This window comes from Saccharopolyspora gregorii (genome assembly GCF_024734405.1).
GTDB classification, from domain to species: Bacteria; Actinomycetota; Actinomycetes; order Mycobacteriales; family Pseudonocardiaceae; genus Saccharopolyspora_C; species Saccharopolyspora_C gregorii.
On the sequence record NZ_CP059556.1, the window covers coordinates 183,700 to 209,698 of the forward strand.

The window sequence follows — 25,999 nt, forward strand, 5'->3', positions numbered from 1 at the left end:
GGCGACGGCCGGAGCGGATCGGCGGGACGGGCCGCCGCGCACCGCCTGCGCCGACCGGGACGCTGCGGGCCGCGGGACCGGATCGGCGGGCGAGCGGGCGGGCCGGGGTCCGCCCGTGCCGGATCGGGCCGAGCGGTCCACCCGGTCCGGGCGGGCCGCTCGGCCACTCGATCAGCGGACCGCGTGCTCCCCGAGCCGGGGGAGCGGTGCGGCGGCGGTGCGCTGGGCGGTGCGGCCCTGCGCGCCGTTGACGCCCGCGGTGCTCTGCGCGTACCGGCCGATGGTGTCGGCCAGCGCCTTCGAGTTCCGCTCCAGCGCCACCCGGTCCACGTTGGACAGGTCGTCCTGCGGGGTGTGGTAGTTCGGGTCGAAGGTCTGCCCGGCGGTGCCGCCCCACTTCGCGGCCTGCTCCTCGGTCTTCGTGCCGTCGCCGCCGGTGAACAGCCCGCCCGCGGGGATGCCGTTCGCGATGAACTCGCCGTAGTCCGAGCGCCCGTCGAAGTCGGTGCCCTCGGCCTCGACGCCCTGCTCGGCCAGCGCCGCCACCAGGTCCCGCTCGATGGCGCCGGAACCGTGCGGGCCGGGGCCCGCGCCGACGCCGTCCGAGTCGTCGCCGTCGTAGGCGAAGTACCCGGCGTTCGGGGAGCCGATCATGTCGAAGTTCAGGTACAGCGCGATGTCCAGCTGCTGCTCGAACCCGAGGCCCTGCACGTACTTCGTCGAGCCGACGAGACCGGATTCCTCCGCGCCCCAGAACGCGAAGCGCACCGCGTTCTCCGCGCCCGGGTTGCCGCCGAGGGCTTCCGCGGTGGCCAGCAGCCCGGCGGTGCCGCTGCCGTTGTCGTTGATGCCCGCGCCTTCGGGGACGCTGTCCAGGTGCGCCCCGGCGACCACCACGTTGTCGGTGCGGCCGCTCCGGGTCTGGGCGAGGACGTTGCGAGTGGTGATGTCCTCCAGCCGCGACTGCACGTCCAGGTGCACCTGCGCGCCGGCCTGCTCGGCGAGCCGCTGCCCGGTGGCGAGGTCGACGCCCGCGCTGGGGATCCGGGCGTCGGCCGGGTCGCCCAGGGTGCCGTTCAGCGGGCCTTCGACGTTGTTGTAGACGATCGTGCCCGCGGCGCCGAGTTCCGCGGCGACCAGCTGCTTCTCCGCGAACGTGCAGGAACCGCGCTGCACCAGCACCACCGAGCCCGCCACGTCCGCCGGGTAGTCGGTGGCTTCGCAGCCGGGCGTGTCGTCGATCGCGGCGACGGTCAGCGGTGCGGTGATCCCGCCCTGCGGCGTCGCGGGGGAGTACTCCAGCGCGCCGCCCTCGACCGGGGCGCCCGCCACGTCCAGCGCGAACGAGTCGAGGAAGAACGCCTGGTAGTCGAATTCCGGTGTGGTGACGTCGAAACCGGCCGCGCGCAGCTTGCCCGCCACGTAGTCCACGCTGGCCTCGTAGCCGGGCAGCCCGGAGGCGCGGTTCCCGTCGTGCGTGTCGGCGATGCGCTGCAGCGCGACCAGGTGCCGGTGCACCGCGTCCACCTCGACCCGGTCGCCCAGGTCGGTGGTGGCGGCGGAAGCGGGAACGGCGGCGAGCAGCATCGCGGCGAAGGTGGCGAACGCGGCGGTCGCGCGGCGACCGGGTTTCACAGCACTCATGTTCTGTTCGGCTCCCCAAGGTGAGTTCGTGACGATCAGCTTCGACAGCTCCCCCGACGGAGTCAAGAATGTCCGGATGATGGTCCTGGCGGGCGGTTTTCCCGATATTGCCGGAACGCGTCCAGGTACTACCGTCGGCACCATGCATGCCATCGCGATCCGTGAACCCGGGAATCCGGAAGTGCTGGAGTGGACCGAACAGCCCGATCCGCGGCCCGCTCCCGGCGAAGTGCTCGTCGAGGTCGCCGCGGCCGGGGTGAACCGGGCGGACCTGTCGCAGCGGCAGGGGAACTACCCGCCGCCGAAGGGCGCCAGCGAGGTCCTCGGGCTGGAGTGCTCCGGCACCGTCGCCGAGCTCGGCGAGGGCGTCACCGGCTGGCAGGTCGGCGACCAGGTGTGCGCGCTGCTGTCCGGCGGCGGCTACGCCGAACGCGTCGCGGTGCCCGCCGCGCAGCTGCTGCCGGTGCCGGACGGCGTCGACCTCCTCGACGCGGCCGGGCTGGTGGAGGTCGCGTGCACGGTGTGGTCGAACGTGGTCATGGAAGGCGGTCTCGCCGAGGGGAAGCTGCTGCTGGTGCACGGCGGTTCCGGCGGCATCGGCACCAGCGCCATCCAGATCGGCCGGGCGCTGGGCGCGCGGGTCGCCGCGACCGCGGGCGCGCCGGAGAGCATCGAGTTCTGCCGGCGGCTCGGCGCCGACCCGGTGATCAGCTACCGGGACGAGGACTTCGTGGAGGTCGTGAAGGGCCTCGGCGGGGCGGACGTGGTGCTGGACAACATGGGCGCCGCCTACCTGGACCGGAACCTCTCGGCGCTCGCCCCGGACGGGCACCTCGCCGTGATCGGCATGCAGGGCGGCCGCAAGGCCGAGCTGGACCTGGGCAAGATGCTGGTGAAGCGGCTGCACATCTCGGTGCTGGGGCTGCGCGGGCGGCCGGTGGACGGCCCGACGGGGAAGGCGGCCATCGTCGCCGACGTGCGGGAGAAGCTGTGGCCGCTGGTCGCCGCCGGGAAGGTGCTGCCGATCGTGCACGACCGCATCCCGCTGCCGGAGGCGGCGCGCGCGCACGCGCTGCTCGAAGCGGGCGGCGTGCACGGCAAGATCCTGCTCGTCCGCCCCTGACCAGGTGAGTGGCCCATTCGCCCAGTCCCGCTGGGCCGGTGGGCCGTTCAGCAGGCGCTCCCCGCCTGCCCCCGAACCCTGCCCGGCGGGTCCTTCATCGGTTTCCTGTCAGCGGCGAAGCCGCTGAGCCGCCGACCACGTATGCAGCAGGACCACCCGCGGGTTCTCAGCGGTTCCCTCGCGAGGACAGCTTTTTCCCTCGTGGCGGAGCCACTTGGGAAAAAGATCCCGCAGCGAGGGGACCGCTGAGGTTCCGCCACCCCAGTGCTACGCACAAGGAGTGGGAAGACCAGCACTCAAGTGAGAGCGGCGACCGCGCGCAGGAGTTGGTCGACCTCGTAGGTGTTCGTGTAGTGGGTGAGCCCGACGCGCACCGCGCCGCCGACCTCGCCGACGCCGAGCACGGCGAACACCCCGTGCGTGCCCGGGTCGGCGAACGCGCAGACGCCCTGCTCGGCGAGGTGCTCGATCGCGTCGACCGCCTTCACCCCGTTCACGGTGAACGCCATCGACGGCACCCGGCGCATCGCGTCCCCGATGATCATCACGTTCCGCAGTCTGCGCAGCCCGCCGGTCAGGTTCGCCAGCAGCCCCGCCTGGTAGGCCTTCACCGAGCTCAGCGAGGTCAGCAGCCGTTCCCGGCGCGGTCCCGCGGCGGCGTCGTCCAGCCCGGCCAGGTAGTCCACGGACGACACCAGACCGGCCAGCAGCGGGTAGGCGTGCGGCCCCAGCTCCAGCCGGTCCGGGCCGCGCCAGCCGGGTTCCAGGGCCGCCGACGGCAGCTGGTCGATCATCGCCGGGTCGCGGAACACCAGGGCGCCGACCGGCGGCCCGCCCCACGCGGAGGCGTTCAGCGCGAGCACGTCGGCGCCCATCGCGGTGATGTCCAGCGGCAGGAACGGTGCGGCGGCCGAGGCGTCGACGACCACGAGCGCGTCGTGCGCGGCGGCGAGCTCGGCGATCTGGCGGACGTCCGGGCGGGTGCCGACGGCGCCGGAGGCGGCGGTGACCGCGACGACCTTGGTGCGCTCGTCGATCAGGTCCTGGTACTGCCAGGCGGGCAGCTCGCAGGTCTCGATGTCCACCTCGGCCCACCGCACCTGGGTCCCGGAGCGCTGCGCGGCCCGCTGCCAGCACACCACGTTGGAGGGGTGGTCGAGCCGGGACACCACGACGCCGTCGCCGATCATCCAGCCGTCGCCGAGCCCGTCGGCGAGCCGTTGCAGCAGCACGGCGGAGTTCGGCCCGAGCACCACCCCTGCGGGGTCGGCACCCACGAGATCGGCCAGTGCGCGACGGGCTGCGTCCACGATGGCCTCGGCGCGCTGCGACGCGGGGAAGATCCCGCCAGGCCCGGAGACGGGGGCGCGCAGCGCGGTGGACACCGCGGTCGCGACCTGCTCGGGAACCTGCATGCCCGCCGGGGCGTCCAGGTGCACCCACCCGTCACCGAGCGCGGGGAACAGCCCGCGAACTGCAGCGACGTCGAACGCCATGGTCATACCGTACGGAGCGGGCCGGGCCGCACCGCCGCCGGGTGGTCCGATCCAGCGCGCCACGTGCACCCGGCGCGGCCGGACGCGGCAGGATGGTGGGCATGAACCAGAACGAGCAGGACCAGCAGCGCGAGATCTTCGTGGTGGGCGAGGGCACCCCGCTCGGCTCGGGGGCCGACCCGTCCGCCGAGGCGGTGGGCGAGCGGGAGAACGTCGGCGAGCTCGTCGAGCAGCCCGCGAAGGTGATGCGCATCGGCACCATGATCAAGCAGTTGCTGGAGGAGGTGCGGGCCGCGCCGCTGGACGAGGCGAGCCGCAGCAGGCTCAAGGAGATCCACCAGTCCTCCATCCGCGAGCTGGAGGAGGGCCTGGCGCCGGAGCTGATCGAGGAGCTGGACCGGCTGTCGCTCCCGTTCGCCCAGGAGTCCACCCCCTCCGAGTCGGAGCTGCGCATCGCGCAGGCCCAGCTCGTGGGCTGGCTGGAGGGCCTGTTCCACGGCCTGCAGACGGCGTTGTTCGCGCAGCAGATGGCCGCGCGGGCGCAGCTGGAGCAGATGCGGCGCGGCCTGCCCGCGGGTGGCGCGGGCGAGGGCGAGCCGGCCTCGCACCCGAGGGGAACCGGCCAGTACCTCTGAACGGACGATGACCGGAGGGTGTCCGGTATGCCGAGAGTGATCGCGGCAGCGATGCCCTGTACTCGGTCGGGTGTGGCCTGTGGGTACTCTGACGCACCGTGCAGGCCACAAGCACGCAAGAGCGCCCTCCGGCCCCGCCCGAGACGTCCGCACGGACTTGGCGCAAGGCGTTCCACGACATCGCGCAAGGTTTCCAGCAGCAGCAGCTCTGGGCTCATCTGGGCTGGCAGGACATCAAGCAGCGCTACCGCCGCTCGGTGATCGGCCCGCTCTGGATCACCATCGGCATGGGCATGACGGCGACCGCGCTCGGTCTGCTGTACTCCCAGCTGTTCGACCAGGACATCAAGACGTTCCTGCCGTACCTGACGGTCGGCTTCATCGTCTGGAACTTCATCCTGGGCTGCCTGACCGAGGGCACCGAGGTCTTCATCTCCAACGAAGGCCTGATGAAGCAGCTGCCGGCCCCGTTGAGCGTGCACGTGCTCCGGCTGGTCTGGCGCCAGGCGCTGCTGTTCGCCCACAACATGGTCGTCTACCTGGTGGTCCTCGCGATCTTCCAGATGCCGATCGGGTGGAGCGTGCTGCTGGTCTTCCCGGCGTTCCTGCTGCTCATGATCAACGGCGCGTGGGTGGCGCTGCTGTTCGGCGTCATCGCGACGCGGTTCCGCGACATCCCGCCGGTGATCAACAGCCTCACCACGCTGCTGTTCTTCATGACCCCGATCGTGTGGGACGCGAAGATCCTGGAGGAGAAGGGCGTCGGCTGGCGGGCGAACCTCGCCGAGATCAACCCGCTCTACCACTACATCCAGATCATGCGCGACCCGCTGATCGGTGGCGACGAGAAGTTCTACCACTGGGGCATCGTGCTCGGCTGCACCGTCGTCGGCTGGCTGCTGGCGCTGGTCGTGCTGCGCAACTACCGCGCTCGCGTCACCTACTGGATCTGATCGGGGGTTCTGCACATGGTCAGCATCGACGTCTGGAATGCCGCGGTCGACTTCCCGATCTTCGACGCCAAGTCCCGCTCGCTGAAGAAGGCGGCGCTGGGACGGGCCGGCGGCAAGATCGGCACGGAGAGCCGGGTTCCGATCATCGAGGCCCTGCACGACATCGACCTCTCGCTGCGGCACGGCGACCGGGTCGCGCTGGTCGGGCACAACGGCGCGGGCAAGTCCACGCTGCTGCGCCTGTTGTCCGGCATCTACGAGCCCACCCGGGGCAGCGCCCGCGTGGTGGGCAAGGTCGCGCCGGTCTTCGACCTCGGCGTCGGCATGGACCCGGAGATCTCCGGGTACGAGAACATCATCATCCGCGGTCTGTTCCTCGGCATGAACCGCAAGCAGATGGAAAAGCGGATGGACGACATCGCCGAGTTCACCGAGCTCGGCGACTACCTCGGCATGCCGCTGCGCACCTACTCCACCGGCATGCGGGTGCGGCTGGCGCTGGGCGTGGTCACGTCCATCGACCCGGAGATCCTCATCCTCGACGAGGGCATCGGGGCCGTGGACACCGAATTCCTGGACAAGGCGCGGGACCGGCTCAACGACCTGGTCAAGCGCTCCGGGATCCTGGTGTTCGCCTCGCACTCGGACGAGTTCCTGATGGAGCTGTGCACCACCGGGCTCTGGATGGAGAAGGGCGGCATCCGGGAGCACGGCTCGCTGCGCAGCGTCCTGACCTCCTACAAGGGCAAGGACCCGTTCGAGAACCTCAGCCCGGAAACCCTGGCGCGGATCGGCGAGTCCGCCCTGATCGAGAGCGACAAGGCACCATGAGCACCGACTCCGCCGAGCAGCCGCAACTGCCCGCCGACTCCGTCGTCGCGGTGATCGTCACCAGGCATCGCCGCGAGCTGCTCGCGGAGTCGCTCAAGGTGATCGCCACCCAGACCCGGGTGCCGGACCACCTGGTCGTCGTGGACAACGGTCCCGACCAGCCCGCGCGGCAGGTCGTCGAGGACTGCCCGATCCCGTCGACGTACCTGCCCTCGCAGCGCAACCTCGGCGGTGCCGGTGGTTTCGCGCTGGGCATGCTGCACGCGCTGGCGCTCGGCGCGGAGTGGGTGTGGCTCGGCGACGACGACGGCAGGCCCGCCGACGACCACGCGCTGTCGACGCTGCTGGAGGTGGCGCGCACGCGGAAGCTCGCCGCCGTCTCGCCGGTCGTGGTGAACATCGACCACCCGGAGAAGCTGGCGTTCCCGCTGCGCCGCGGCCTGACCTGGAAGCGGCACCCGGAGGAGCTCGGCGCTCCCGGCGGCGACGCGGACTTCCTGCCGGGCATCGCGTCGTTCTTCAACGGCGCCCTGTTCCGCGCGGCCACGCTGGACGTGGTGGGCGTGCCGGACTACCGGCTGTTCTTCCGCGGCGACGAGGTGGAGCTGCACCGCCGCGTGGTGCGCTCGGGCCTGCCGTTCGGCACCTCGTTGAAGACGCGGTTCGTGCACCCGGACGGGTCGGACGAGTTCAAGCCGATGCTCGGCGGCCGGTTCCACGCGCAGGACCCGTCGGACGCGAACAAGCGCTACTACACCTACCGGAACCGCGGCTACCTGCTGTCGCAGCCGGGGATGCGCAAGATCGGTGCGCTGGAGGTGCTGCGGTTCGGGCTGTACTTCGTCGGTCACCGCCGGGACCCGAAGGCGTTCCGGGAATGGCTGCGGCTGGTCCGGCAGGGGCGCCGGGAGCAGTTCTTCCGCCGCTGATCGGGGCTGCGCGCGTTCCGCCGTTCGGCGGAACGCGAATCTTTCTAGCGTATTTGCCGCTTGAGTGGCCATCGCGGTAGAAGTATGCTGTGGTCAACAAGAAGCTGAAGCCGGCCAAGGTGCTCAGCCTGGCGCGCCGCGCGGCCCGCGGCGCGAAGGCGACGATCAAGGAGATCCCCGGCAGGGGCAAGGGCTCGCACCGGATCTTCGCGGTCTACGACCGGGACGGTGCGGAAGTGGCCAGATTCGGTTTAACGGGGCACAACAAAGAGATCTCCTGGCATGTGCTGACGCACGTCGAGACAGGTTTGGCCCCCGTGTTCGGCGAGAAGTGGCTGGAGGACCGATGAGCGCGACGCAACGTGCCGGCGACTACCGAGTGGACGTGAGCCGGGAGTCCTCCGGCTGGGTCGCGGTGGTCCGCGGGCTGCCCGCCGGGGCGACCGAGGTGGACCACTTCGACGAACTCGACGTCGAGGTGCGCGACCTCATCGCCGGTCTCGCCGACCGGGAACCGGACTCCTTCGACCTCTCCTGGCACTACCGCCAGGGCGACGTCGAGTACACCCGCCCGGTCGAGGAGCTGGTCCACTGGCGCGAGCAGTCCCGGCAGGCCGCGGAGAACGCCGAACGCGCCCGCCTGGAGATCATCACGACGCTGCGGGCGGCGGGGCTGAGCCAGCGCGTCATCGCCGAGGTGATCGGCACCTCGCACCAGCGCGTGGCGCAGCTGCTGGCGGAGGCGTCCTGAGCGTCCCCGGTGTCCGGGTCACCGGGCGGTCACCGGGGGATCACGGGACGCTGAGAGCGGCCTGAGAATCACTCGATCGGTACTGCTCATGGGGTCGGCGGAGATCTCGATTCCGGCCGCACCGAACGCGCCGGACGTCCCCGGACCAGCGACTACTATTCTCCTGGCGTGCTTAAGGGGCAGGAAGACAGCAGTCGCAAGGACGACCCATCGGAGTCGTCCGAGGATCGACCGGCGGACTCTCCGGCACGCCCGGCGGCGAACCGGCGCGACCCGTCCGCGAAGCAGCTGAGGTGGTTCGCCTCCGTGCTCGGGCTGCTCGGCGCGGTCCTGGCCATCGCGGTTCCCTTCCTGCCGGTCGAGCACGACGTCAACACGTTGAGATGGCCCACCGCGGAGGGCACCGAGTCGGTGTCCGCCCCGCTGGTGAGCTTCGAACCGCTGTGGATGGACGCGACCGTGCCGTGCGCCTCGATCCGCAGCCTCGACGCGCGCACCCAGGGCCCGGCGAACCTGCTGAGCACGAACCCGCCGGACTCCGACTACGGCAACCTCACCGGGATGACCCTGCAGGTCGACAACGGCCAGGTGACGCTGCTGTCGAAGGGGCAGCAGATCAGCACGATGCCGCTGCCGCCGGGGGACTGCGCCATCGAGGTGCGCTCGGACGCGATCGGCACCAAGGTCGAGCTCGGTGACGAGAAGCTGGCCAACATGCGCGGCGACCAGCGCCCGCAGCTCACCGGCATCTTCTCCGACCTGGACGCGAACGTCGACGACATCCGGGGCCTGTCCTTCGAGGCCCGCATCGACAACCGCTACGAGAGCAGCGCGACCCCGATCAAGATCGCGGTGATCGTGCTGGCGCTGGCGTCGTTCGTCGGCTCGGTGGTGTGCCTGCGCCGCCTGGACGTGCGGGCGGGCCGGCGGCCGCCGCGGTGGGCGCCGCTGGGCTGGTGGAAGCCGACGCTGCGCGACCTCGCCGTGTTCGGGTCGCTGGTCGTCTGGTGGATCGCGGGGGCGATGACCTCCGACGACGGCTACATCCTCACCATCGCGCGGGCGCGGGAGAGCGCCGGCTACATCAGCAACTACTACCGCTGGTTCGCGGTGCCGGAGGCGCCGTTCGGCTGGTTCTACGAGCTGTACTCGATGTGGGTGCAGGTGTCCACGGCGACGCCGTGGGTGCGGTTGCCCGCGCTGCTGATGGGTTCGGTCAGCTGGATGCTGATCAGCCGGGAGGTGCTGCCGCGGCTCGGACAGCAGGTGCGGCGCAGCAACGCGGCGGGCTGGGCCGCGGCCGCGGTGTTCCTGGCGTTCTGGCTGCCCTACAACAACGGGCTGCGCGCCGAGCCGGTGATCGCGCTGTTCTCGCTGCTGGCGCTGTGCGCGGTGGAGCGGGCGGTGGCCACCGGCCGGCTGATGCCCGCCGCGCTCGGCCTGGTCGTCGCGGCGCTGGCGCTCGGCGCCGGGCCGCACGGGCTGGTGGCGGTGCTGCCGTACGTGGCGGCGCTGAAGCCGCTGCTGCGGCTGGTGCGGCAGCGCGCCAAGGACTACGGCTGGTTGCCGGTGCTGGCGCCGATCGCGGCCTGCGGGTTCGTGATCCTCACGGCGGTGTTCGCGGACCAGACGTGGGGTTCGGTCATGGACGCCACCGAGCTGCGCACCGAGCTCGGGCCGAGCGAGGACTGGTACCAGGAGCTCAACCGCTACAACCTGCTGTTCAGCCCTACTCCGGACGGTTCGCTGGTGCGCCGGTTCCCGGTGCTGCTGGTGATGCTGTGCCTGGCCACCTGCGCGGTGATGCTGCTGCGCCGGGGCCGCATCCGCGGTGCCGCGCTCGGCCCGAGCCGCCGCCTGCTGGCGGTCGCCGCGCTGTCCTTCGTCGCGCTGGCGCTGACCCCCACCAAGTGGTCCCACCACTTCGGGATCTTCGCGGCGGTCGGCGGCGCGCTGGCGGCGTTGACCGCGCTGGCGACGAGCAGCACGGTGCTGCGGTCGCGGCGGAACCGGGCGGCGTTCTTCGCCGGTCTGATGGTGATCTGCGCGTTCGCCGCGACCGGCCCGAACGCCTGGTGGTACGTGTCCGGCTGGGGCGTGCCGTGGTTCGACAAGCCGCCGTCGATCAAGGGGCACGACGCGAGCACGCTGCTGCTGGGCCTCGCCGCCGTCGCCGGCATCGTCGCGTTCGTCGAACACCTGCGGCTGGACGAGAAGAACCCGAAGCTCGTGGAGCTCCCGGACAGGACGGGGATGGAGAAGCGCAGCCGCGCCCTGCGGCTGGGCACCGCCCCGCTGGCGATCATCTGCGCGCTGCTCGTGCTGGGCGAACTGGCGACCTTCGGCAAGGTCATCCAGAAGCAGGCGGGCAGCTACAGCCTCGGCATGGACAACATCAAGCAGCTGGCCGGTTCCAGCTGCGGCCTGTCCGACTACGTGTACGTGGAGACCGATCCGAAGGCGGGCATGCTGCCGGTGTCCGGGCAGCAGCCGGGCTCGCCGGCCCCGGACTTCGAGGTGCCCAAGCGCGCCAAGGACGAGGAGGACGCCCGCCAGTACCTGGGCGCCAAGATGGACGGCTTCCGCCGCCCTGGCCTGCCCGTCGGGGACGGTTCGGACCCGGAGGAGCCGGACTGGCGCCCGCCGTACCAGTTCGGCGACGACACCGCCCCGGTGTGGGGCAGCTACGACGAGGCGGGCACCGGCACCGGCGAGCTGCGCACCCAGTGGTACGACCTGCCGGAGCGCGCGGCGACCGGCGAGGTCCCGGTGGTGCTGAGCCTGGCCGGTTCGGAGTCCGGGGCGAACGCGCTGGTCCTCGAATTCGGCCGGGACACCCCGCAGGGCTTCGAGCTGATGCACCGGCAGTTCGTCGGCCAGGGCCCCGGACCGTCGTGGCGGGACTACCGCTACACCGTCGGCGGGGACGCCGAGGGCGCCACCAAGATGCGGGTCGTCGCGATCGACCAGGCGGTGTCCCCGAACGGCTGGCTGGCGGTGAGCGCGCCGCGCGCGCCGCAGCTGTCGAACATGACCGACGTCGTCGGCGACGCCCCCACGTTCGTGGAGTGGACGGCGGCGCTGGTGCACCCGTGCCTGAAGATCTCCGGGATCAGCGGCGGCGTCGCCGAGATGCCGCGGTTCCGCGTGTCGGCGGGTGCCGAGGTCCGCGACATCGGCGCGGGCTGGTCCTCACCGGACGCGGGCGGTCCGTTCGGCTGGATGAACGTGAGCTCCAGCGTGCGGGAGCTGCCGACCTACATGCGCGGGGACCTGAACCGGGACTGGGGTTCGCTGTACGAGGTGGACCCGTACGAGCCGGACGCGCTGCCCGCGCAGGCGGCGATGGAGGTGCACTCCGAGACGCACTCCGGGCTGTGGTCGCCGGGGCCGCTGACCAAGACGGTCCAGCTGCCGGGCGACGTGCCCAGCTCGGACGACCGCAACGACGTCAAGCAGCTCGGCGGTGACGACGACCAGCAGTGAGGAGCCCGTCCGGAACGGCCTGCGGGTCGTTCCGGCGGCCCCCGAGCGATGACGGCCCGCCTCGCCGATTTCCGGTGGGGCGGGGCCGTTCCCGTGTCCGCCGAGGGTGAAAAGGCCTGGTGGCGCGTCCGCTCAGGGTGAAAGCACCTGTCGCCGGGGCCAGCGCGGTGGTGCGCTGGGGGCATGAGCGAGAAACGACCGGGACTGGTCCTGCACCTGGCTGGCGTGTCCCAGCCCCTGCACATCGCGCTGGACGCGACCGAGGCCGAGACGCTGGACGGGCGCTTGGCGGAACTGATGGGCTCCGGCGGCACGACGCTGCTGACGACGGCGGACGGCGGCAAGTTCGCGGTGAACTTCGCGCACGTCGCCACGGCGCACGTGGAGAGCACGCGTTCGGACAGCAACGCCTACGGGGCGCCGAACCGGCCCGCCGGGTTCAGCCGCTGACGGGCCGGTGCCGGGTCAGTCGCGGAAGACGACCCACTTCAGCATCACGAAGTTGATCAGCGTGCCGAGGCCCTGGGCGATCACCCAGAACAGCCCGAACTGCCACGCCTCGCGCGCCTCGAAGATCCGGCACAGCAGCTCGTTCGAGCCCATGTTCACGAAGAACGTCGTCGTGTAGACGATCGCGAACGCCCCGGCCTTGGCCGTGGAGTTGCCGGTGCTCGCCCCGCTGAAGGTGAACTTCCGGTTGATCAGGTACGACGCCGTGGTGCCGAGGATGAAGGAGATCGACTTCGACAACCAGGTCGGCCAGCCCAGCACGCCCAGCAGCACCGAGTACGTGCCCGCGTCGATCAGCGCGCAGAACCCGCCGATGGCCACGAAGCGGAAGAGTTGCTGGAACAGCCCGAGCTTCTTGATCTCGGCGTCTGCACCGGATTCGGCCACGGCCACTGGTTCACCCCAAGTGTCGGCAACGAGCGTCGGTACGGCGGGCCCGGAGGCGGACGACCACAAGTCGCCCCGAAAAGTGTAGCGGCGAAGCTCTGCACCGACGGGGACACCTGTGCTAGGCCGCCGCTACCCGCCCGTACCCGGGGTCGGGGCGCGGATAGACTCGGCTGGGTGGGATCGGTACAGCACGAACACGCGACCAGCCAGCGGTTGACCGGCTGGGGGCGCACGGCGCCGACCTCGGCTCAGGTCGTGAGCACCCCGGACGTCGACGTGATCGCGAGAGCGGTCCGCGAAGCCGGTGCGCGCGGCGTCATCGCCCGCGGCCTCGGCCGCAGCTACGGCGACCCGTCGCAGAACGCGGGCGGCACCGTCATCGACATGACCGCGCTGAACCGCGTGCACCAGGTGGACGCGGACGAGGCGACGGTCGTGGTGGACGCCGGTGTCTCGCTGGACGTGCTGATGCGCCGCCTGCTGCCGTACGGCCTGTGGATCCCGGTGCTGCCGGGCACCCGCCAGGTCACCGTCGGCGGCGCCATCGGTTCCGACATCCACGGCAAGAACCACCACTCGCAGGGTTCGTTCGGCAGCCACGTGCTGTCGCTGGACCTGCTCACCGCCGACGGCTCGGTGCGCACCCTGTCGCCGCAGGGCGCCGGTTCCGAGCTGTTCTGGGCGACGGTCGGCGGCATGGGGCTGACCGGGATCATCCTGCAGGCGACCATCCGGCTCAAGCGCGTCGAAACGGCGTACTTCCTGGTCGACAACGTGCAGACGAAGAACCTCGACGAGCTGATCGAGCACTTCACCGACGGCTCCGACGGCAACTACATCTACTCCGTGGCCTGGTTCGACTCGCTGGCGCGTGGCGAGAAGCTGGGCCGCGCCCTGCTGACCAGGGGGAACTCCGCGAAGCTGGAGGACCTGCCGAAGAAGCTGCGCAAGGACCCGTTGAAGTTCAACGCCCCGCAGCTGATGACCGCTCCGCCGATCTTCCCGAACGGGCTGGTGAACAAGTACACGATCACCGCCTTCAACGAGGTCTGGTACCGCAAGGCGCCGACGAAGTTCGGGGCCGTGCAGAACATCACCCAGTTCTTCCACCCGCTCGACCTGGTCGGCGAGTGGAACCGGGTGTACGGGCCGAACGGGTTCCTCCAGTACCAGTTCATGGTGCCGTTCGGCCAGGAGGACATGTTCCGCCGGTCCATCGACAAGATCAGCGCGAGCGGGCACGTGTCGTTCCTGAACGTGCTCAAGACCTTCGGCGCGGGCAACGAGGCCCCGATGTCGTTCCCCGGCGAGGGCTGGACGCTGACCGTCGACATCCCCATCTCGCCGGGCCTGGACCGGCTGTGCCGGGAGCTCGACGAGCTGGTGCTCGACGCGGGCGGGCGGCTCTACCTCGCCAAGGAGTCGCGGACGACGGCGGAGATGATCGAGCGGATGTACCCGCGCATCCACGAGTGGCGCAAGATCCGCGCCTCGGTCGACCCCGAGGGCGTGTTCCATTCCGACCTGTCCCGGAGGTTGAGCCTGTGACCGCAGCGTTGCAGAACCGGAAGCTGATGGGCTGGGCGCGCACCGCGCCGACCCACGCCCGCGTGCTGAGCACCCCCGACGTCGATGCGATCGCCCGCGCAGTCCGCGAGGCCGATGAGCGCGGCGTCATCGCCCGCGGCCTGGGCCGCAGCTACGGCGACGTGTCGCAGAACGCGGGCGGCACGGTCATCGACATGACCGCGCTGAACCGCATCCACGACATCGACCCGGACAAGGCCGTGGTCGACGTGGACGCGGGCGTGAGCCTGGACCAGCTGATGAAGGCGGCGCTGCCGCACGGCCTGTGGGTCCCGGTGCTGCCGGGCACCCGCCAGGTCACCATCGGCGGCGCCATCGGCTGCGACATCCACGGCAAGAACCACCACTCGCACGGCAGCTTCGGCAACCACGTGCTGTCGATGGACCTGCTCACCGCCGACGGCGAGGTCCGCACCCTGACCCCGGACGGGGAGGGCTCGGAGCTGTTCTGGGCGACGGTGGGCGGTGTCGGGCTGACCGGCATCGTGCTGCGCGCCAAGGTGAAGATGAAGCGCACCGAGAGCGCGTACTTCATCGTCGACGCCGACCGCACGAAGGACCTGGACGAGACGCTGGAGCTGTTCTCCAACGGCTCGGACATGAACTACGACTACTCGATGGCGTGGTTCGACGCGATCTCCACCGGCCCGAAGCTGGGCCGTTCGGCCTTCTCCCGCGGCTCGCTGGCCAAGCTCGACGAGCTGCCGCCGAAGCTGCGCGCCGACCCGCTGAAGTTCGACGCGCCGCAGCTGCTGACCTTCCCGGACGTGTTCCCGAACGGGCTGGCCAACAAGCTGACGTTCAGCACGCTCAGCGAGGTCTGGTACCGCAAGACGCCGAAGGCGGGCCGCGGCCAGGTGCAGAACCTGACGGCCTTCTACCACCCGCTGGACATGTTCGGCGAGTGGAACCGCGCCTACGGTTCCAAGGGTTTCCTGCAGTACCAGTTCATCCTGCCGTTCGAGCAGCACGAGGCGCTGCGCACGCTGGTGAAGCGCATCGCCGAGTCCGGTCACGTGTCGTTCCTCAACGTCCTCAAGCGGATGGGCGACAGCAGCCGCGCGCCGCTGTCGTTCGCGATGCCGGGCTGGACGATCACCGTCGACTTCCCGATCAAGGACGGCCTGAGCCGGTTCTGCCAGGAACTGGACGAGGTGGTGCTCGGCGCGGGCGGGCGTCTGTACTTCGCGAAGGACTCGCGGACCACGCCCGAGATGATCCAGCAGATGTACCCCCGCCTCGACGAGTGGCGCAAGGTCCGCGCCGCCGTCGACCCGCAAGGAATCTTCCACTCCGATCTGTCCCGAAGGTTGGCCCTGTGATCGACGCCGTTGGAAACCCGCAGTCCCTGTTCATCCTCGGTGGTACGTCCGACATCGCGTTGGCGACCGCGGAGCAGTACGCGAACCAGCGCCCGCTGCGGATCGTGCTGGCCGCGCGCCCCGAGGAGGCCGACCTGGTCGCAGCCGCCGCGGAGCGGCTGCGCAAGACCGGCAGCACGGTCAGCACCATCGAGTTCGAGGCCACCGACCCGGAAACGCACGGCGACGTGGTCGAGAAGGCCTTCGCCGACGGCGACATCGACGTCACCCTGGTCGCCTTCGGCGTGCAGCTCGACAACGAGAAGTGCTGGACCGACCCGGCCGCCGCCCGGCTGACCGCGGAGGTCAACTACGTGGCGCCGATGTCGCTGGGCGTGCACCTGTCGAACAAGCTGCGCAAGCAGGGCCACGGCCACCTGGTGATGATGGCTTCGCCCGCCGGTGAGCGCGCCCGCCGGACGAACTTCGTCTACGGCTCCGCCAAGGGCGGCATCGACCTGTTCTACTCCGGGCTGACCTACGCCCTGGAGGGTTCGGGCGTGAAGGTCACGGTCGTGCGCCCGAACTTCGTGAAGACGAAGCTCACCGCGGGCATGAAGCCGGCTCCGATGGCGCAGACGCCGGAGCAGGTCGGCGCCGCGATCATCGACGCTGTCCGCAAGGGCAAGGAGTCCATCTGGGTTCCGGGACAGATGCGCTGGGTGATGGTCGTGCTGCGGCACCTGCCGCGGGCGATCTTCCGCAAGCTGTCGTTCTGATCCGGAACGCGTGAGCGAGGGCCGCCGGGCGCACCGGCGGCCCTTTCTCTTGTTCGGGGCGGTTCCAGCGGGGTGGGCGGACCCTTCGCCCAACGGGAGTTGAGCGGGGTGGGCGGACCGTTCGCCCAACGGGATCGGACGAACGGGCCGCTCACCCGGTACCGGCTCAGCCTCGCGCGGCCGCACACCCCCGCGGGCCGGTGCCGCCGGTCAGCGGGTGCGCAGCGGGAGCTTCCGCACGCCGGTCATGTTCGGGTTGGGCTGGAACTCCGGCGGATCCGAAGGGTCGGTGGCCAGCTCCGGGAACCGGTCCAGCAGCGAGTTCAACGCGATCTTCCCCTCCAGCCGGGCGAGCGGCGCGCCGAGGCAGAAGTGGATGCCGCGGCCGAAGCCGAGCTGCGGGTTCGGGTCGCGGGTCGGGTCGAAGACGTCCGGGTTCGGGAACCGCCGCGGGTCCCGGTTCGCGGCGGCGACCCACACCAGCAGCGGCTGCTCGGCTGGGATGCGCTGCCCGCCGAGTTCGACCTCGGTGTCGGTCACCCGCCCGATGGCGGCGAACGGGCTGAGGAACCGCAGCGATTCCTCGATGGCGCCGGGCAGCGCGGAGCGGTCGGCGCGGACGCGGGCCTGCTGCTCCGGGTGGGCGTCCAGGCAGAGCACGGTGTTGCCGAGCAGCATCGTGGTGGTGATGTGCCCGGCGATCAGCAGCACGTTCGCGAAGTTGACGACTTCGTCGTGGGTGAGCTTCGCGCCGTCCACCTCGGCTTCGACGAGTTTGCTGAGCAGGTCGTCGCGCGGGTGCGCGCGGCGTTCCGCGACGTGCTCGCCCAGGTAGTCGGTGAGGTGGCCGACCTGGGCGAGCACCTCGTCCAGTTCGCGCCGCTGCTCCGGCGTCGGGTCGCTCAGCGACATCCGCGCGTCGCGGGTGAACATCCCGTCCACCCACTCCTTGAACAGGTCGCGGTCGCTGCTGGGCACGCCGAGCAGCTCCGCGATGACGATCACCGGCAGCGGGTAGGCCAGGTCGGCGACCAGTTCCAGCCGGTCGGTGCCGTCGACGGCGTCGAGCAGTTCACCGGTGAGTTCGGCGATGCGCGGTTCGAGCCCGGCGACGACCTTCGGGGTGAAGGCGTGGCTGACGAGCTTGCGCAGCTTGTCGTGCTCCGGCGGGTCCATCCGCACCAGGTTGCCCTCGGCGAACCGCTCGCCCTCCGGGAAGATCCGCGTCGTGTCGGAGGAGTAGGTCGCCGGGTCGGTGAGGACCCGCATCGCCTCCGGGTATCCGTAGACGTTCCAGAACCCGAACGATTCGTCGTGCTGCACGGGCTCGCCGGGGCGTTCGCCGCGCAGCCAGAACTGCGATGCCGGTGATCCCCAGTCTTCGATCGCGGTCATGATGTCCCCTTCATCGAGCGTCGGGTGGAATCCGCCGGGGGGCGTTCGCCGCGTCCAGCGCGTCGAACAGCTCCCGGTAGCCGTTGATCAGTTCGGCGAGCAGCGCGTCGATCCGGCCCGCGACGGCGCGCACCACCGCCGGGTCCGGCTCCGCCGGTGGTTCGAACGCGTGCCGGATGGTGTGCGCGAGGGCGTCGGCCTTCGACTCCCGATCGATGCCGGAGAGGGTGGGCTTGTAGTCGTCGGCGAGGAAGAACCCGAGCGCGGCGGCGTTGAGCGTGTAGGCCAGGTCGGGCAGGTCGTCGCGCAGCAGCCCGGACTCGGCCAGCACCGCGTAGAACCGCTCGTTGGTCCGCTGCATCCACTCCTCGCCGGAGCGGTCCGCACCGGATGGCCGCCGGAGTTCGCCCAGGACTTCGGCGTCTCCGGTGATCAGCGCCAGCGCCAGCGGGCGGCGGAAGGTCACGAGGTAGGCCAGCCGCAGCAACCGGTGCGGGCGGACCGCGTCCGGGTCGTCGCGCAGCCCGCCGCGGAGGTCGTCGACGAGCGCGATCGACTCGCGCAGCAGGAGGCCTTGGAACAGCGCGACCTTCGTCTTCCAGTGCAGGTAGACGGTGCCCTTGCCGACTCCTGCCCGGCGGGCGACGTCGTCGACGGTGACCTTCCGGTACCCGTGGCGCAGCAGCAGTTCCCCTGCGGCGTCGAGGATCCGGTCGGCTCGGGCGGTATCGCGGGGCACTGGGTTCCTCTCCTGCGCCGGTCGCGGCGGCGCGGTCTCGTGACTTCGTGACCGGATTCGCGCATCTGGTCACGAGGTCACGCTAGACCTGCCGGGAGCCGGCGGGCAAGCATCTTCACGGGACTGCGCAGCGCCACCGCCGGCTCGGCGTCGCGCCCCTCGCGGGACGAGGTCGGCCCACCTCCGAGCCCGGGTGATCACCGCGGGCACCCGCGGTGATCACCCGGAGGCGGTCAGGACGTGCGCAGCGGGAGCCTCTCCACGCCGGTCAAGCTCGGATGCCGGCGGAACCGCGGCGGATCCTCCGGGACGGTGCCGAGGGCCGGGAACCGGTCGAGCAGCTGATCGAGCACGACCTCGCCCTCCAGCCGGGCCAGCGGGGCACCGAGGCAGAAGTGGACGCCCCGGCCGAAACCGAGGTGCGGGTTCGGCGCGCGGTCCGGGTCGAAGTCGTCCGGGCGCGGGAACCGCCGCGGATCCCGGTTGGCGGCACCGAGCCACACCACCACCGGCCGGTCTGCCGGAATCCGCAGACCGCCCAGCTCCACCTCCGCGGTGGTCACCCGCGCGACCGAGGCGAACGGGCTCAGCAAGCGCAGCGACTCCTCGATCACGGCGGGCAGCGCGGAGCGGTCGGCGCGGACGCGGGCCTGCTGCTCCGGGTGGGCGTCGAGGCAGAACACGGTGTTGCCGAGCAGCATCGTGGTGGTGAGGTGGCCTGCGATGAGCAGCGATGTCGCGAAGTGGGCCACCTCGGCTCGCGTCAGCCGCACGCCCGCCACCTCGGCCTCGACGAGCCGCGTGAGCAGGTCGTCCCGCGGCTGCGCGCGCCGCTCGTCGGCATGCTCGGTCAGGTAGTCCCGCAGCTTCCGGAACATGGCCACCGCGGTCCGCGTCCGCTGCTCCGGATCGGTGTCGAACTCCCCGGAGTTCGCCCCGCCGAGCGCCACGTCGACCCAGCCCGTGAACAGGTCGCGTTCGTCGGCGGGCACGCCCAGCAGCTCGGCGATGACGATCGCCGGGAGCGGATGGGCGACGTCGGCCACCAGGTCGAGCCGGCCGTCGGCGCGGTCGAGCAGTTGGAGGGTGAGCTCGGCGATGCGCGGTTCGAGCCCGGCGACGACCTTCGGGGTGAAGGCGCGGCTGACGAGCGTGCGCAACTCCGCGTGCTCCGGCGGATCCCGCTGCAGCAGGTCGCCCTCGACGAACTCCTGCATCTGCGGTTGCAGCCTGGCCGTGTTCGACGAGTACGACCGGGGATCGCCGAGCACCCGCAACGCCTCCGCGTGGCCGTACACGTGCGCACCGCCCGTGCCGAGGTCCTGCCGGACGGGGTCTGCCGGTCGTTCGCCGCGCAACCAGAACTGCGCTTCCGGAAGCCCCCAGTGCTCGCTCGCGATCATGCGTCGTCCTCCGCCGCGCTCGCGCAGTGCCGCTGCCGGTTCCCAGCAGAACGGAGCCGCCGCACCGGCGTCGAGCGATTTCGCCGAGAGCCTTCGCGCGCTGCTCGACCGGCGGAACCCCGCAGGTGCCCACCGGCCTCGGCGACAGTGCGTCACGACCGCGGTGCCGCCGCTGCACCTGGTCACCCGAAAGTGCAGCTTCGTGGTAGCTGACCTGCCTGGACGGTCTTGACCGGCGCGCGTTCGCCCGGCAGGAGGACTACCTTCGAGGGTTACCTGAGACGTCGCCAGAAGGGAGCTGTCATGGGACTCGGCAGCCTCAAGGACAAGCTGTTGAACATGGGCAAGCAGCACAGCGACAAGGTCGAACAGGGCATCGACAAGGGAAGTGATGCGGTCAAGAAGAAGTTCGGCCACGAGCAGCAGGTCGACCAGGCCGCCGAGAAGGGCAAGGACTACTTCCGCAACCAGGACTCAGGACCGAAGCAGTAGTCCGCGCTCCGCTGCGCGGCCGAAGCCGAACCGGAGGGACCTGGCGAGGGTGGTCCCGACCGAGCGGTGGCCGGCAGCGCCCCGAGAGGGGTCGTCCCGCACGCGCGGGGACGGCCCCTCTCCTCGCGTCCGGAGCCGTTCGCGCGGGTGCGCCGGGGGAGCGGGTCACGCCCGGACGGCGATCGCCAGCCCCTGCCCGACGCCCACCGAGGCCGCCGCGATGCCCAGCCCGCCGCCCCGGTGCCGCAGGTGGCGGCACAGGTCCAGCACGATCCGCGGCATCGACGCCCCCAGCGGGTGCCCGTAGGCGAGGGCGCCGCCGTGCACGTTCACCCGCTCCCGGTCCACGCCGGGCAGGTGCTCCAGCACCGCCAGCACCACCGCGGCGAACGTCTCGTTGATCTCCCACAGGTCCACGTCGGCCGCGGTCACCCCGAGCTTGCGCAGCAGCGCGCGGATCGCGGGCACCGCGGACAGCGCGAAGTGGTGCGGTTCCGTCCCGGTGCTCGCCGAACCCACCAGCTCGCCCCACGGCCGCACACCGAGCCGTTCGGCCTGCGCCTCGGTGCCGACGAGCGCGGCCAGCGCCCCGTCCGACAGCGGCGCCGAATTCCCCACGGTGACCGGCCCGCCCGGGGAGAACGCGGGGTCGAGCCTGCCGAGCTTGCGCAGGTCGGTGTCCGGCCGCACCGACTCGTCGCGGCGCACCACCTCCCCGTCGGGCGCGGTCACCGGGAACGCGAACCCGTCGTGCAGGCCCGCGTCCCACGCGGCCGCCGCCCGCCGGTGGGAGCGAAGAGCGCACCCGTCCAGCTGTTCGCGGGTGATGCTGAGGTCCAGCGCAGTCCGCTCCGCGGCGTGCCCGAGCGGCACCGTCCACGCCGAGAGCATCCGCGGGTTCACCAGCCGCCAGCCCGCGGCCGTGGACACCGCCTCCATCCGGTCCGGCATGGCCCGCTCGGCGCGCGGCACCACGAACGGCGCGCGGCTCATGCCTTCCACCCCGCCCGCGACGAGCAGCTCGGCCTCGTCGGCCTTGACGGCCCGCGCCGCCTGCACGAGCGCCTCACCGCCGGAGGCGCACAACCGGTTGACGGTGACGCCCGGGACGGTGGCGGGCAGCCCGGCGAGCAGCGCCGCCATCCGCGCCACGTTGCGGTTCTCCTCGCCGGCGCCGTTGGTGTTGCCGTAGAGCACGTCCTCGATCCGCGCCGGGTCGAGCCGCCCGCTGCCGCCGGGACCGTGCCTGCACAGCAGTTCGGTCAGCGGCAGGGCGGCGAGGTCGTCGACGCGGATCCCGGACAGCGAACCCCGGTAGCGTCCGAACGGGGTGCGGGCGGCGTCGAGGACGTAGGCGCGGGCCATGCCTCCATGCTGGCCGAACCGGCGGCGCCGGTGGAAGGTGCGGGCGGAGTCGCTGTCAGCTCGCTGGGAGTTCCACGGTGGCGGACCCCTCGCCGAGCGCGGTGATGCGTCCGCCGCGCGCGCCGAGCTCCCGCAGCCTGCGCAGGTCCCGATCGCCGCGCAGCGCTACCTCCTGGCTCGTCCGCTCGGGGTCGCTGACCCGCTCCAGTTCGCCGCGCGCCGCGAAGCCCGCGTCGACGGTGGTCTTGAGCGCCCCGGTGGAGGCCAGCGAGCCGCGCGCGGCGCCGAGCCGGCCCAGCGCGTCGTCCACCGCGTCCAGCAGCGCCACCCGGTTGCCCTCGGTCATGGCCCGCACCAGCTCCGGGTCGGAGGCGGCGACGCGGGTGGCGTCCCGGAACGACCCGGCGGCCAGCGACAGCGCGAGCGGCCCGCCGTCCGCGCCGACGGCGGCGAGGACGTTCGCGAACACGTGCGGCAGGTGCGAGATGCGGGCGACGGCGTCGTCGTGCTCGGCGGCGGAGGTGGCGACGACGTGCGCGCCGCAGTCCAGCGCCAGTTCGGCGGCGTCCCGCCACGCCTCCAGCGAGGTGCCCTCCTCGACGACGACCGCCCACGGCGCGCCGCGGAACAGCTCGGCGGACCCGGCGGCCCAGCCGGAGGACGCGGTGCCCGCCATCGGGTGACCGCCCGCGTAGCGCGCCCCGGGCAGCAGGCCGCGCACCTCGGCGTCCACCGGGTCCTTGACGCTGACCACGTCGGTGAGCCGCGCTTCCGGCGCGTGCCAGGCGACCTCGCGCAGCACGGCGCGCACCGAGGTCAGCGGGGTGGCGACGACGACGAGGGCGTCCTGCTCGGCGGCGCGGCGCAACGCCTCCTCGGTGCTGTCCACCTGGTAGCCGTCGCCGCGGGCCCCGGCGGCGTCGTCGGCTCCCGCGGTGGCACCCCAGGCGGGGCGTCCGGCGGCGGTGGCGGCGCGCAGCACCGAGCCACCGATCAATCCCAGTCCGATCACGCACACGGCACGCATGGACCCATCCTGCCCGACCCCGGGGCGGGGCAGCGCCACCCGGTCGTGCGGTTGTGCACCCCCGTTCGCGGTGCCGAAGGTCACGAGCGCGCAATAGTGCTTTCGGGTGGCACCCGCACGCTCTACCGTGGTCCGCATGACAGGGCAGGAGCCGGAGGCGGGCTTCGCCGTGGCCGTGGTTCGCGAGGACGGCCGGTGGCGGTGCAGTGCGTTGGAGGGCTCGGTGTTGGGCGGGCTCGACGACACGATCACCGCGTTGCGGGCCTTGCGCTCGACCGGCGCGGTGTTCGGCATGTGCAACGTGGACGACGAGTTCTTCGTGCTGATCCGCCCGATCCCCGGTGGCGTCGACCTGCTGCTGTCGGACGCGGCGGCCGCCCTGGACTACGACATCGCCGCGGACGTGCTGGACCTGCTGCGCGCGGACGCCCCCGACGAGGACGACGACGAGGTGTGGCCGGAGGGCAACCTGTCGATCCTGTCCGACATCGGACTCCCGGAGGGCGAACTCCTCGTGATCATCGAAGAGGTCGACCTGTACCCGGACGAGCAGCTGGAGATGATCGCGCAGCGCTGCGGTTTCGGGGAGCAGTTCGCCGGCGTGCTGGAGAAGCTGGACCAGTGACGCCCCGCGACACCGAGCTGGTGCGCGCCGCGCTGGAGGTCGCCCCCGGTGCGCTGGCCACCGGCGACGTGCCGATCGGCGCCGTGGTCGCCGCCCCCGACGGCCGCGTCCTGGCCCGCGCCCACAACCGCCGCGAAGACCTCGCCGACCCGACCGCGCACGCCGAGGTGCTGGCGCTGCGCGCCGCCGCCGCGGAGTGGGGCGACGGCTGGCGGCTCGCCGACTGCACGCTCGCCGTGACCGTGGAGCCGTGCACGATGTGCGCGGGCGCGCTGGTCCTGGCCCGGGTGTCCCGGCTGGTGTTCGGCGTGTGGGAGCCGCGCACCGGCGCCGTCGGCTCGCTGTGGGACGTGGTGCGGGACCGCCGCAGCAACCACCGCCCGGAAGTGGTGGGCGGCGTGCTGGCCGCCGAGTGCGCGCGGCTGCTGGAAGGATTCTTCGACCAGCACCGGTGATCTGCGCCACGTGTGCGTGATGCCGGATCATGAGGGGTACTCCCACGCGCGAACCGAATGCTGCGGAAGGAGTCATCATGGGCGTGTTCGACAAGGCCAAGCACCAGGCTCAGCAGTGGACCGGCAAGGCCAAGGAGGCGGCCGGGAACGCCACCGGCAACGACGAGCTGAAGAACGCCGGCAAGCGCGACCAGGTCGAAGGCCAGGTCAAGGAGACCGGCCAGGACGTCAAGGACAAGGCCGCCGGCGCCGTGCAGGACGTCCAGGACAAGTTCAAGGGCTCCGGCGACGGCGAGTCCAGCGGTTCCTGATCTTCGACCCCCGCCTGAGGCGCCGAACAGGCGTGCAGTAGCCTAGTCGGCGGTAGCGTGTCCGAGCGGCCGAAGGAGCGCGCCTCGAAAGCGCGTGAGGTGAGAGCCTCCGTGGGTTCGAATCCCACCGCTACCGCCAGCGAAGAGCCGGTCCCCGCAGGGGGCCGGCTCTTCGGCGTTCGGGGGGTCTCCGCGCGTGGTGGTGGGCTCCGGCGCTCGACGAGGGTGGTGCTGCTCTTCGCGCGGGCGTGATCCGGGGTTCGGCGTGCGAGGGGAGGGTCCGTGAACCGCACCGATCGGCTCTACGCACTGGTGGAGGAGTTGCGGGCGGTGGCGCCCCGGCCGCGGAGCGCGGGGTGGCTGGCGAAGCGCTTCGAGGTGAGCACTCGGACCGTCGAGCGGGACATCGCGGCGCTGCAGCAGTCCGGGGTGCCGATCTGGGCCGACACCGGTCGGCGCGGCGGGTACGCGCTGGACGGGTCGCGCACGCTGCCGCCGCTGGCGCTGACCGCGGGCGAAGCGCTCGCCGTCGGGATCGCGCTGCGCTCGGCCGAGGGCTCGCCGTTCGCCGCGGCCGCCCGGAGTGCGGCGGGGAAGCTCCTCGCCGGCCTGCCGGAGGACGTCCGGCGGCGGGAGGAAGTGCTCGCCGGCCGCGTCCACCTCGTCGGCGACGGCGGTACCGCGTCCGCGGTGGCGCACCACGAACTGGCCGAGGCCGTCGCCTCCGGGAACGTGCTGCGGCTCGACTACGTCGACGCCGACGGTCGTCCCTCCTACCGCGACGTCGAACCGATGGGGCTGTTGTGGGGTTCCCGCGGCTGGTACCTGCTCGCCTGGTGCCGGTTGCGGCGCGGGGTCCGCGGGTTCCACGTCGATCGCATCGGGGCCGTCGAAGCGCTGGGGGAGCGCGCACCGCTGCGGGACGCGGAGCTGCGCCGCGAACTCGACCGGCTCGACGCCGACCCGCTGCGCGAGTGACCTGGAACACCGACAGGACGGTGTCGGGCGTCTGGCGAACGCTCGGGGCATGACCGACATCGAGACCGACCTCGCGCACCTCGCCCAGCGCTGGTGCCACATGTGGAACGCGCGGCCCGAGTCCGCGCACGAACTGCTCACCCCGGACGCGCGCCAGTGGTCCGGGAAGTCCCCCGGGCTCGACGACCTCGTCGGGCCGGAACCTGCCGTGGGGTTCATCCGGCGGTGGGCGATCGATCCGGGGCCCCGCTTCGCGGTGCGGCTGCTGGCCGCGGATCGCGGCGAGCGGCTGGCGTACACGTGGGACGCGACGCTGCCCGACGCCACCGTGCTCTCCGGCATGGACGTGAACGTGCTGGTCGGCGGGAAGGTCGCGGAGAACTGGACCATCGTGGGGGATCGGCGCGTCCCCGGGCCCGATCCGGCACCGCGGCCCGCGTCGGCGGACCGGTTGCGGGAGATCGCCGACGGCTGGGTCGGCCCCGAGCCCGCGGACGTGCTCGGGCCGGACGTCGTCCTCCGCTCGGCGCTCGCCGAGGTGGGCGACGTCGAAGGGGGCGCCGCCGTCCGCGATCTCCTGTCGGCCCGCGGGCCGCGGGCCGTGCACCGCGAACCCGTCGTCGACCCGGAGCGGGGGGCGGTGGCGGTGCTGTGGACCGCGGACGACGGCGCCACCGGGATCGAGTTCCTGGTGGTCCGCGACGACCGGGTCGTGGAGGTCCGCTCATACCCCGCGAACCGCCCCTTCCACTACTGACCTTCCTGTCCGCTTCTGTTGCGAGGCTGGTCGGGTG

Annotated in this window: 26 protein-coding genes and 1 tRNA gene; 19 read left to right on the plus strand and 8 right to left on the minus strand. The window is 71.8% G+C overall.

The annotated features are described in order from the left end of the window. Positions 1 to 171: 171 nt before the first annotated feature. Positions 172 to 1,644 carry a M28 family peptidase gene (locus H1226_RS00845; RefSeq protein WP_258344991.1) on the minus strand — a complete coding sequence of 491 codons (1,473 nt, stop codon included), beginning with the start codon at positions 1,642 to 1,644 and terminating at the stop codon, positions 172 to 174. A gap of 142 nt (positions 1,645 to 1,786) precedes the next feature. Between H1226_RS00845 and H1226_RS00850 the strand changes: the two genes are divergently transcribed. After that, entirely contained in the window at positions 1,787 to 2,767 is a 981-nt protein-coding gene (locus H1226_RS00850) for an NAD(P)H-quinone oxidoreductase (RefSeq protein ID WP_258344993.1), read from the plus strand. Positions 2,768 to 3,063: 296 nt separating this feature from the next. Here the strand turns inward: H1226_RS00850 and H1226_RS00855 are convergent, their stop codons facing one another. Next, positions 3,064 to 4,263: a cysteine desulfurase-like protein gene (locus tag H1226_RS00855; RefSeq protein WP_258344994.1), complete on the minus strand. Its 1,200-nt coding sequence runs from the start codon at positions 4,261 to 4,263 to the stop codon at positions 3,064 to 3,066. A gap of 101 nt (positions 4,264 to 4,364) precedes the next feature. On the opposite strand from H1226_RS00855, the gene H1226_RS00860 reads away from it, so the two are divergent. The 8 genes from H1226_RS00860 (at position 4,365) to H1226_RS00895 (ending at position 12,298) form a co-directional block, all read left to right on the plus strand. Further along, positions 4,365 to 4,898 (plus strand): bacterial proteasome activator family protein, encoded by a 534-nt coding sequence (locus tag H1226_RS00860; RefSeq protein WP_258344995.1) that lies wholly within the window; start codon positions 4,365 to 4,367, stop codon positions 4,896 to 4,898. A 98-nt stretch (positions 4,899 to 4,996) separates the two neighbouring features. Next, a complete protein-coding gene (wzm, locus tag H1226_RS00865; protein ID WP_224957158.1) occupies positions 4,997 to 5,851 on the plus strand; it encodes a galactan export ABC transporter permease subunit Wzm/RfbD in 855 nt (284 codons plus the stop codon). A 15-nt stretch (positions 5,852 to 5,866) separates the two neighbouring features. Further along, a complete protein-coding gene (wzt, locus tag H1226_RS00870) occupies positions 5,867 to 6,682 on the plus strand; it encodes a galactan export ABC transporter ATP-binding subunit Wzt/RfbE (protein WP_224957157.1) in 816 nt (271 codons plus the stop codon). Continuing rightward, complete coding sequence (glfT1, locus tag H1226_RS00875) at positions 6,679 to 7,611, plus strand: galactofuranosyltransferase GlfT1 (RefSeq protein WP_258344999.1); 933 nt, start codon at positions 6,679 to 6,681, stop codon at positions 7,609 to 7,611. Before wzt ends, glfT1 begins: the two co-directional genes overlap by 4 nt. 89 nt (positions 7,612 to 7,700) lie before the next feature. Continuing rightward, positions 7,701 to 7,961: a hypothetical protein gene (locus tag H1226_RS00880; RefSeq protein WP_258345000.1), complete on the plus strand. Its 261-nt coding sequence runs from the start codon at positions 7,701 to 7,703 to the stop codon at positions 7,959 to 7,961. After that, positions 7,958 to 8,362 carry a MerR gene (locus H1226_RS00885; RefSeq protein ID WP_258345004.1) on the plus strand — a complete coding sequence of 135 codons (405 nt, stop codon included), beginning with the start codon at positions 7,958 to 7,960 and terminating at the stop codon, positions 8,360 to 8,362. Before H1226_RS00880 ends, H1226_RS00885 begins: the two co-directional genes overlap by 4 nt. Before the next feature lie 168 nt (positions 8,363 to 8,530). Continuing rightward, positions 8,531 to 11,848 (plus strand): arabinosyltransferase domain-containing protein, encoded by a 3,318-nt coding sequence (locus H1226_RS00890; RefSeq protein WP_258345008.1) that lies wholly within the window; start codon positions 8,531 to 8,533, stop codon positions 11,846 to 11,848. A 183-nt stretch (positions 11,849 to 12,031) separates the two neighbouring features. Next, complete coding sequence (locus H1226_RS00895; RefSeq protein WP_224957152.1) at positions 12,032 to 12,298, plus strand: hypothetical protein; 267 nt, start codon at positions 12,032 to 12,034, stop codon at positions 12,296 to 12,298. Positions 12,299 to 12,313: 15 nt separating this feature from the next. Here the strand turns inward: H1226_RS00895 and H1226_RS00900 are convergent, their stop codons facing one another. Beyond that, positions 12,314 to 12,751: a GtrA family protein gene (locus tag H1226_RS00900; protein WP_224957151.1), complete on the minus strand. Its 438-nt coding sequence runs from the start codon at positions 12,749 to 12,751 to the stop codon at positions 12,314 to 12,316. Positions 12,752 to 12,922: 171 nt separating this feature from the next. On the opposite strand from H1226_RS00900, the gene H1226_RS00905 reads away from it, so the two are divergent. From H1226_RS00905 to H1226_RS00915, 3 genes are read left to right on the plus strand one after another with little or no spacing between them, the layout of a single operon-like run. Continuing rightward, complete coding sequence (locus H1226_RS00905) at positions 12,923 to 14,296, plus strand: FAD-binding oxidoreductase (RefSeq protein WP_258345011.1); 1,374 nt, start codon at positions 12,923 to 12,925, stop codon at positions 14,294 to 14,296. A 26-nt stretch (positions 14,297 to 14,322) separates the two neighbouring features. Next, positions 14,323 to 15,657, plus strand: coding sequence for an FAD-binding oxidoreductase (locus H1226_RS00910; protein ID WP_258349529.1), 1,335 nt, complete (start codon positions 14,323 to 14,325; stop codon positions 15,655 to 15,657). Next, the gene (locus H1226_RS00915) at positions 15,654 to 16,415 is read left to right on the plus strand and encodes a decaprenylphospho-beta-D-erythro-pentofuranosid-2-ulose 2-reductase (RefSeq protein ID WP_224957147.1); all 762 of its coding nucleotides are present in this window, start codon (positions 15,654 to 15,656) and stop codon (positions 16,413 to 16,415) included. Before H1226_RS00910 ends, H1226_RS00915 begins: the two co-directional genes overlap by 4 nt. A 210-nt stretch (positions 16,416 to 16,625) precedes the next feature. Here the strand turns inward: H1226_RS00915 and H1226_RS00920 are convergent, their stop codons facing one another. The 3 genes from H1226_RS00920 to H1226_RS00930 form a co-directional block, all read right to left on the minus strand. Continuing rightward, complete coding sequence (locus H1226_RS00920; protein ID WP_258345016.1) at positions 16,626 to 17,810, minus strand: cytochrome P450; 1,185 nt, start codon at positions 17,808 to 17,810, stop codon at positions 16,626 to 16,628. A gap of 10 nt (positions 17,811 to 17,820) precedes the next feature. Further along, the gene (locus H1226_RS00925) at positions 17,821 to 18,549 is read right to left on the minus strand and encodes a TetR/AcrR family transcriptional regulator (RefSeq protein ID WP_258345017.1); all 729 of its coding nucleotides are present in this window, start codon (positions 18,547 to 18,549) and stop codon (positions 17,821 to 17,823) included. A gap of 233 nt (positions 18,550 to 18,782) precedes the next feature. Next, positions 18,783 to 19,952 carry a cytochrome P450 gene (locus tag H1226_RS00930; protein ID WP_258345018.1) on the minus strand — a complete coding sequence of 390 codons (1,170 nt, stop codon included), beginning with the start codon at positions 19,950 to 19,952 and terminating at the stop codon, positions 18,783 to 18,785. Positions 19,953 to 20,255: 303 nt separating this feature from the next. Between H1226_RS00930 and H1226_RS00935 the strand changes: the two genes are divergently transcribed. Further along, the gene (locus H1226_RS00935; RefSeq protein ID WP_258345019.1) at positions 20,256 to 20,444 is read left to right on the plus strand and encodes an antitoxin; all 189 of its coding nucleotides are present in this window, start codon (positions 20,256 to 20,258) and stop codon (positions 20,442 to 20,444) included. A 165-nt stretch (positions 20,445 to 20,609) separates the two neighbouring features. Here H1226_RS00935 and H1226_RS00940 read toward each other — a convergent pair whose 3' ends face one another. Both H1226_RS00940 and H1226_RS00945 read right to left on the minus strand, forming a co-directional pair. Further along, positions 20,610 to 21,809: a thiolase family protein gene (locus H1226_RS00940; RefSeq protein WP_224957139.1), complete on the minus strand. Its 1,200-nt coding sequence runs from the start codon at positions 21,807 to 21,809 to the stop codon at positions 20,610 to 20,612. Between the two features lie 55 nt (positions 21,810 to 21,864). Continuing rightward, positions 21,865 to 22,836 (minus strand): prephenate dehydrogenase, encoded by a 972-nt coding sequence (locus H1226_RS00945; RefSeq protein ID WP_258345023.1) that lies wholly within the window; start codon positions 22,834 to 22,836, stop codon positions 21,865 to 21,867. Between the two features lie 136 nt (positions 22,837 to 22,972). Here H1226_RS00945 and H1226_RS00950 point away from each other — a divergent pair, with 136 nt between their 5' ends. From H1226_RS00950 to H1226_RS00975, 6 genes are all read left to right on the plus strand, one after another. After that, positions 22,973 to 23,461, plus strand: coding sequence for a tRNA adenosine deaminase-associated protein (locus H1226_RS00950; RefSeq protein WP_224957135.1), 489 nt, complete (start codon positions 22,973 to 22,975; stop codon positions 23,459 to 23,461). Beyond that, complete coding sequence (locus tag H1226_RS00955) at positions 23,458 to 23,916, plus strand: nucleoside deaminase (RefSeq protein WP_373690001.1); 459 nt, start codon at positions 23,458 to 23,460, stop codon at positions 23,914 to 23,916. Before H1226_RS00950 ends, H1226_RS00955 begins: the two co-directional genes overlap by 4 nt. Before the next feature lie 77 nt (positions 23,917 to 23,993). Next, complete coding sequence (locus tag H1226_RS00960; protein WP_258345024.1) at positions 23,994 to 24,227, plus strand: CsbD family protein; 234 nt, start codon at positions 23,994 to 23,996, stop codon at positions 24,225 to 24,227. Between the two features lie 51 nt (positions 24,228 to 24,278). Beyond that, positions 24,279 to 24,366 (plus strand) — tRNA-Ser (locus H1226_RS00965). 143 nt (positions 24,367 to 24,509) lie between these two features. Further along, a complete protein-coding gene (locus tag H1226_RS00970) occupies positions 24,510 to 25,205 on the plus strand; it encodes a helix-turn-helix transcriptional regulator (protein WP_258345029.1) in 696 nt (231 codons plus the stop codon). Positions 25,206 to 25,254: 49 nt separating this feature from the next. Further along, complete coding sequence (locus tag H1226_RS00975; RefSeq protein ID WP_258345030.1) at positions 25,255 to 25,962, plus strand: nuclear transport factor 2 family protein; 708 nt, start codon at positions 25,255 to 25,257, stop codon at positions 25,960 to 25,962. The last annotated feature ends 37 nt before the right edge of the window (positions 25,963 to 25,999 follow it).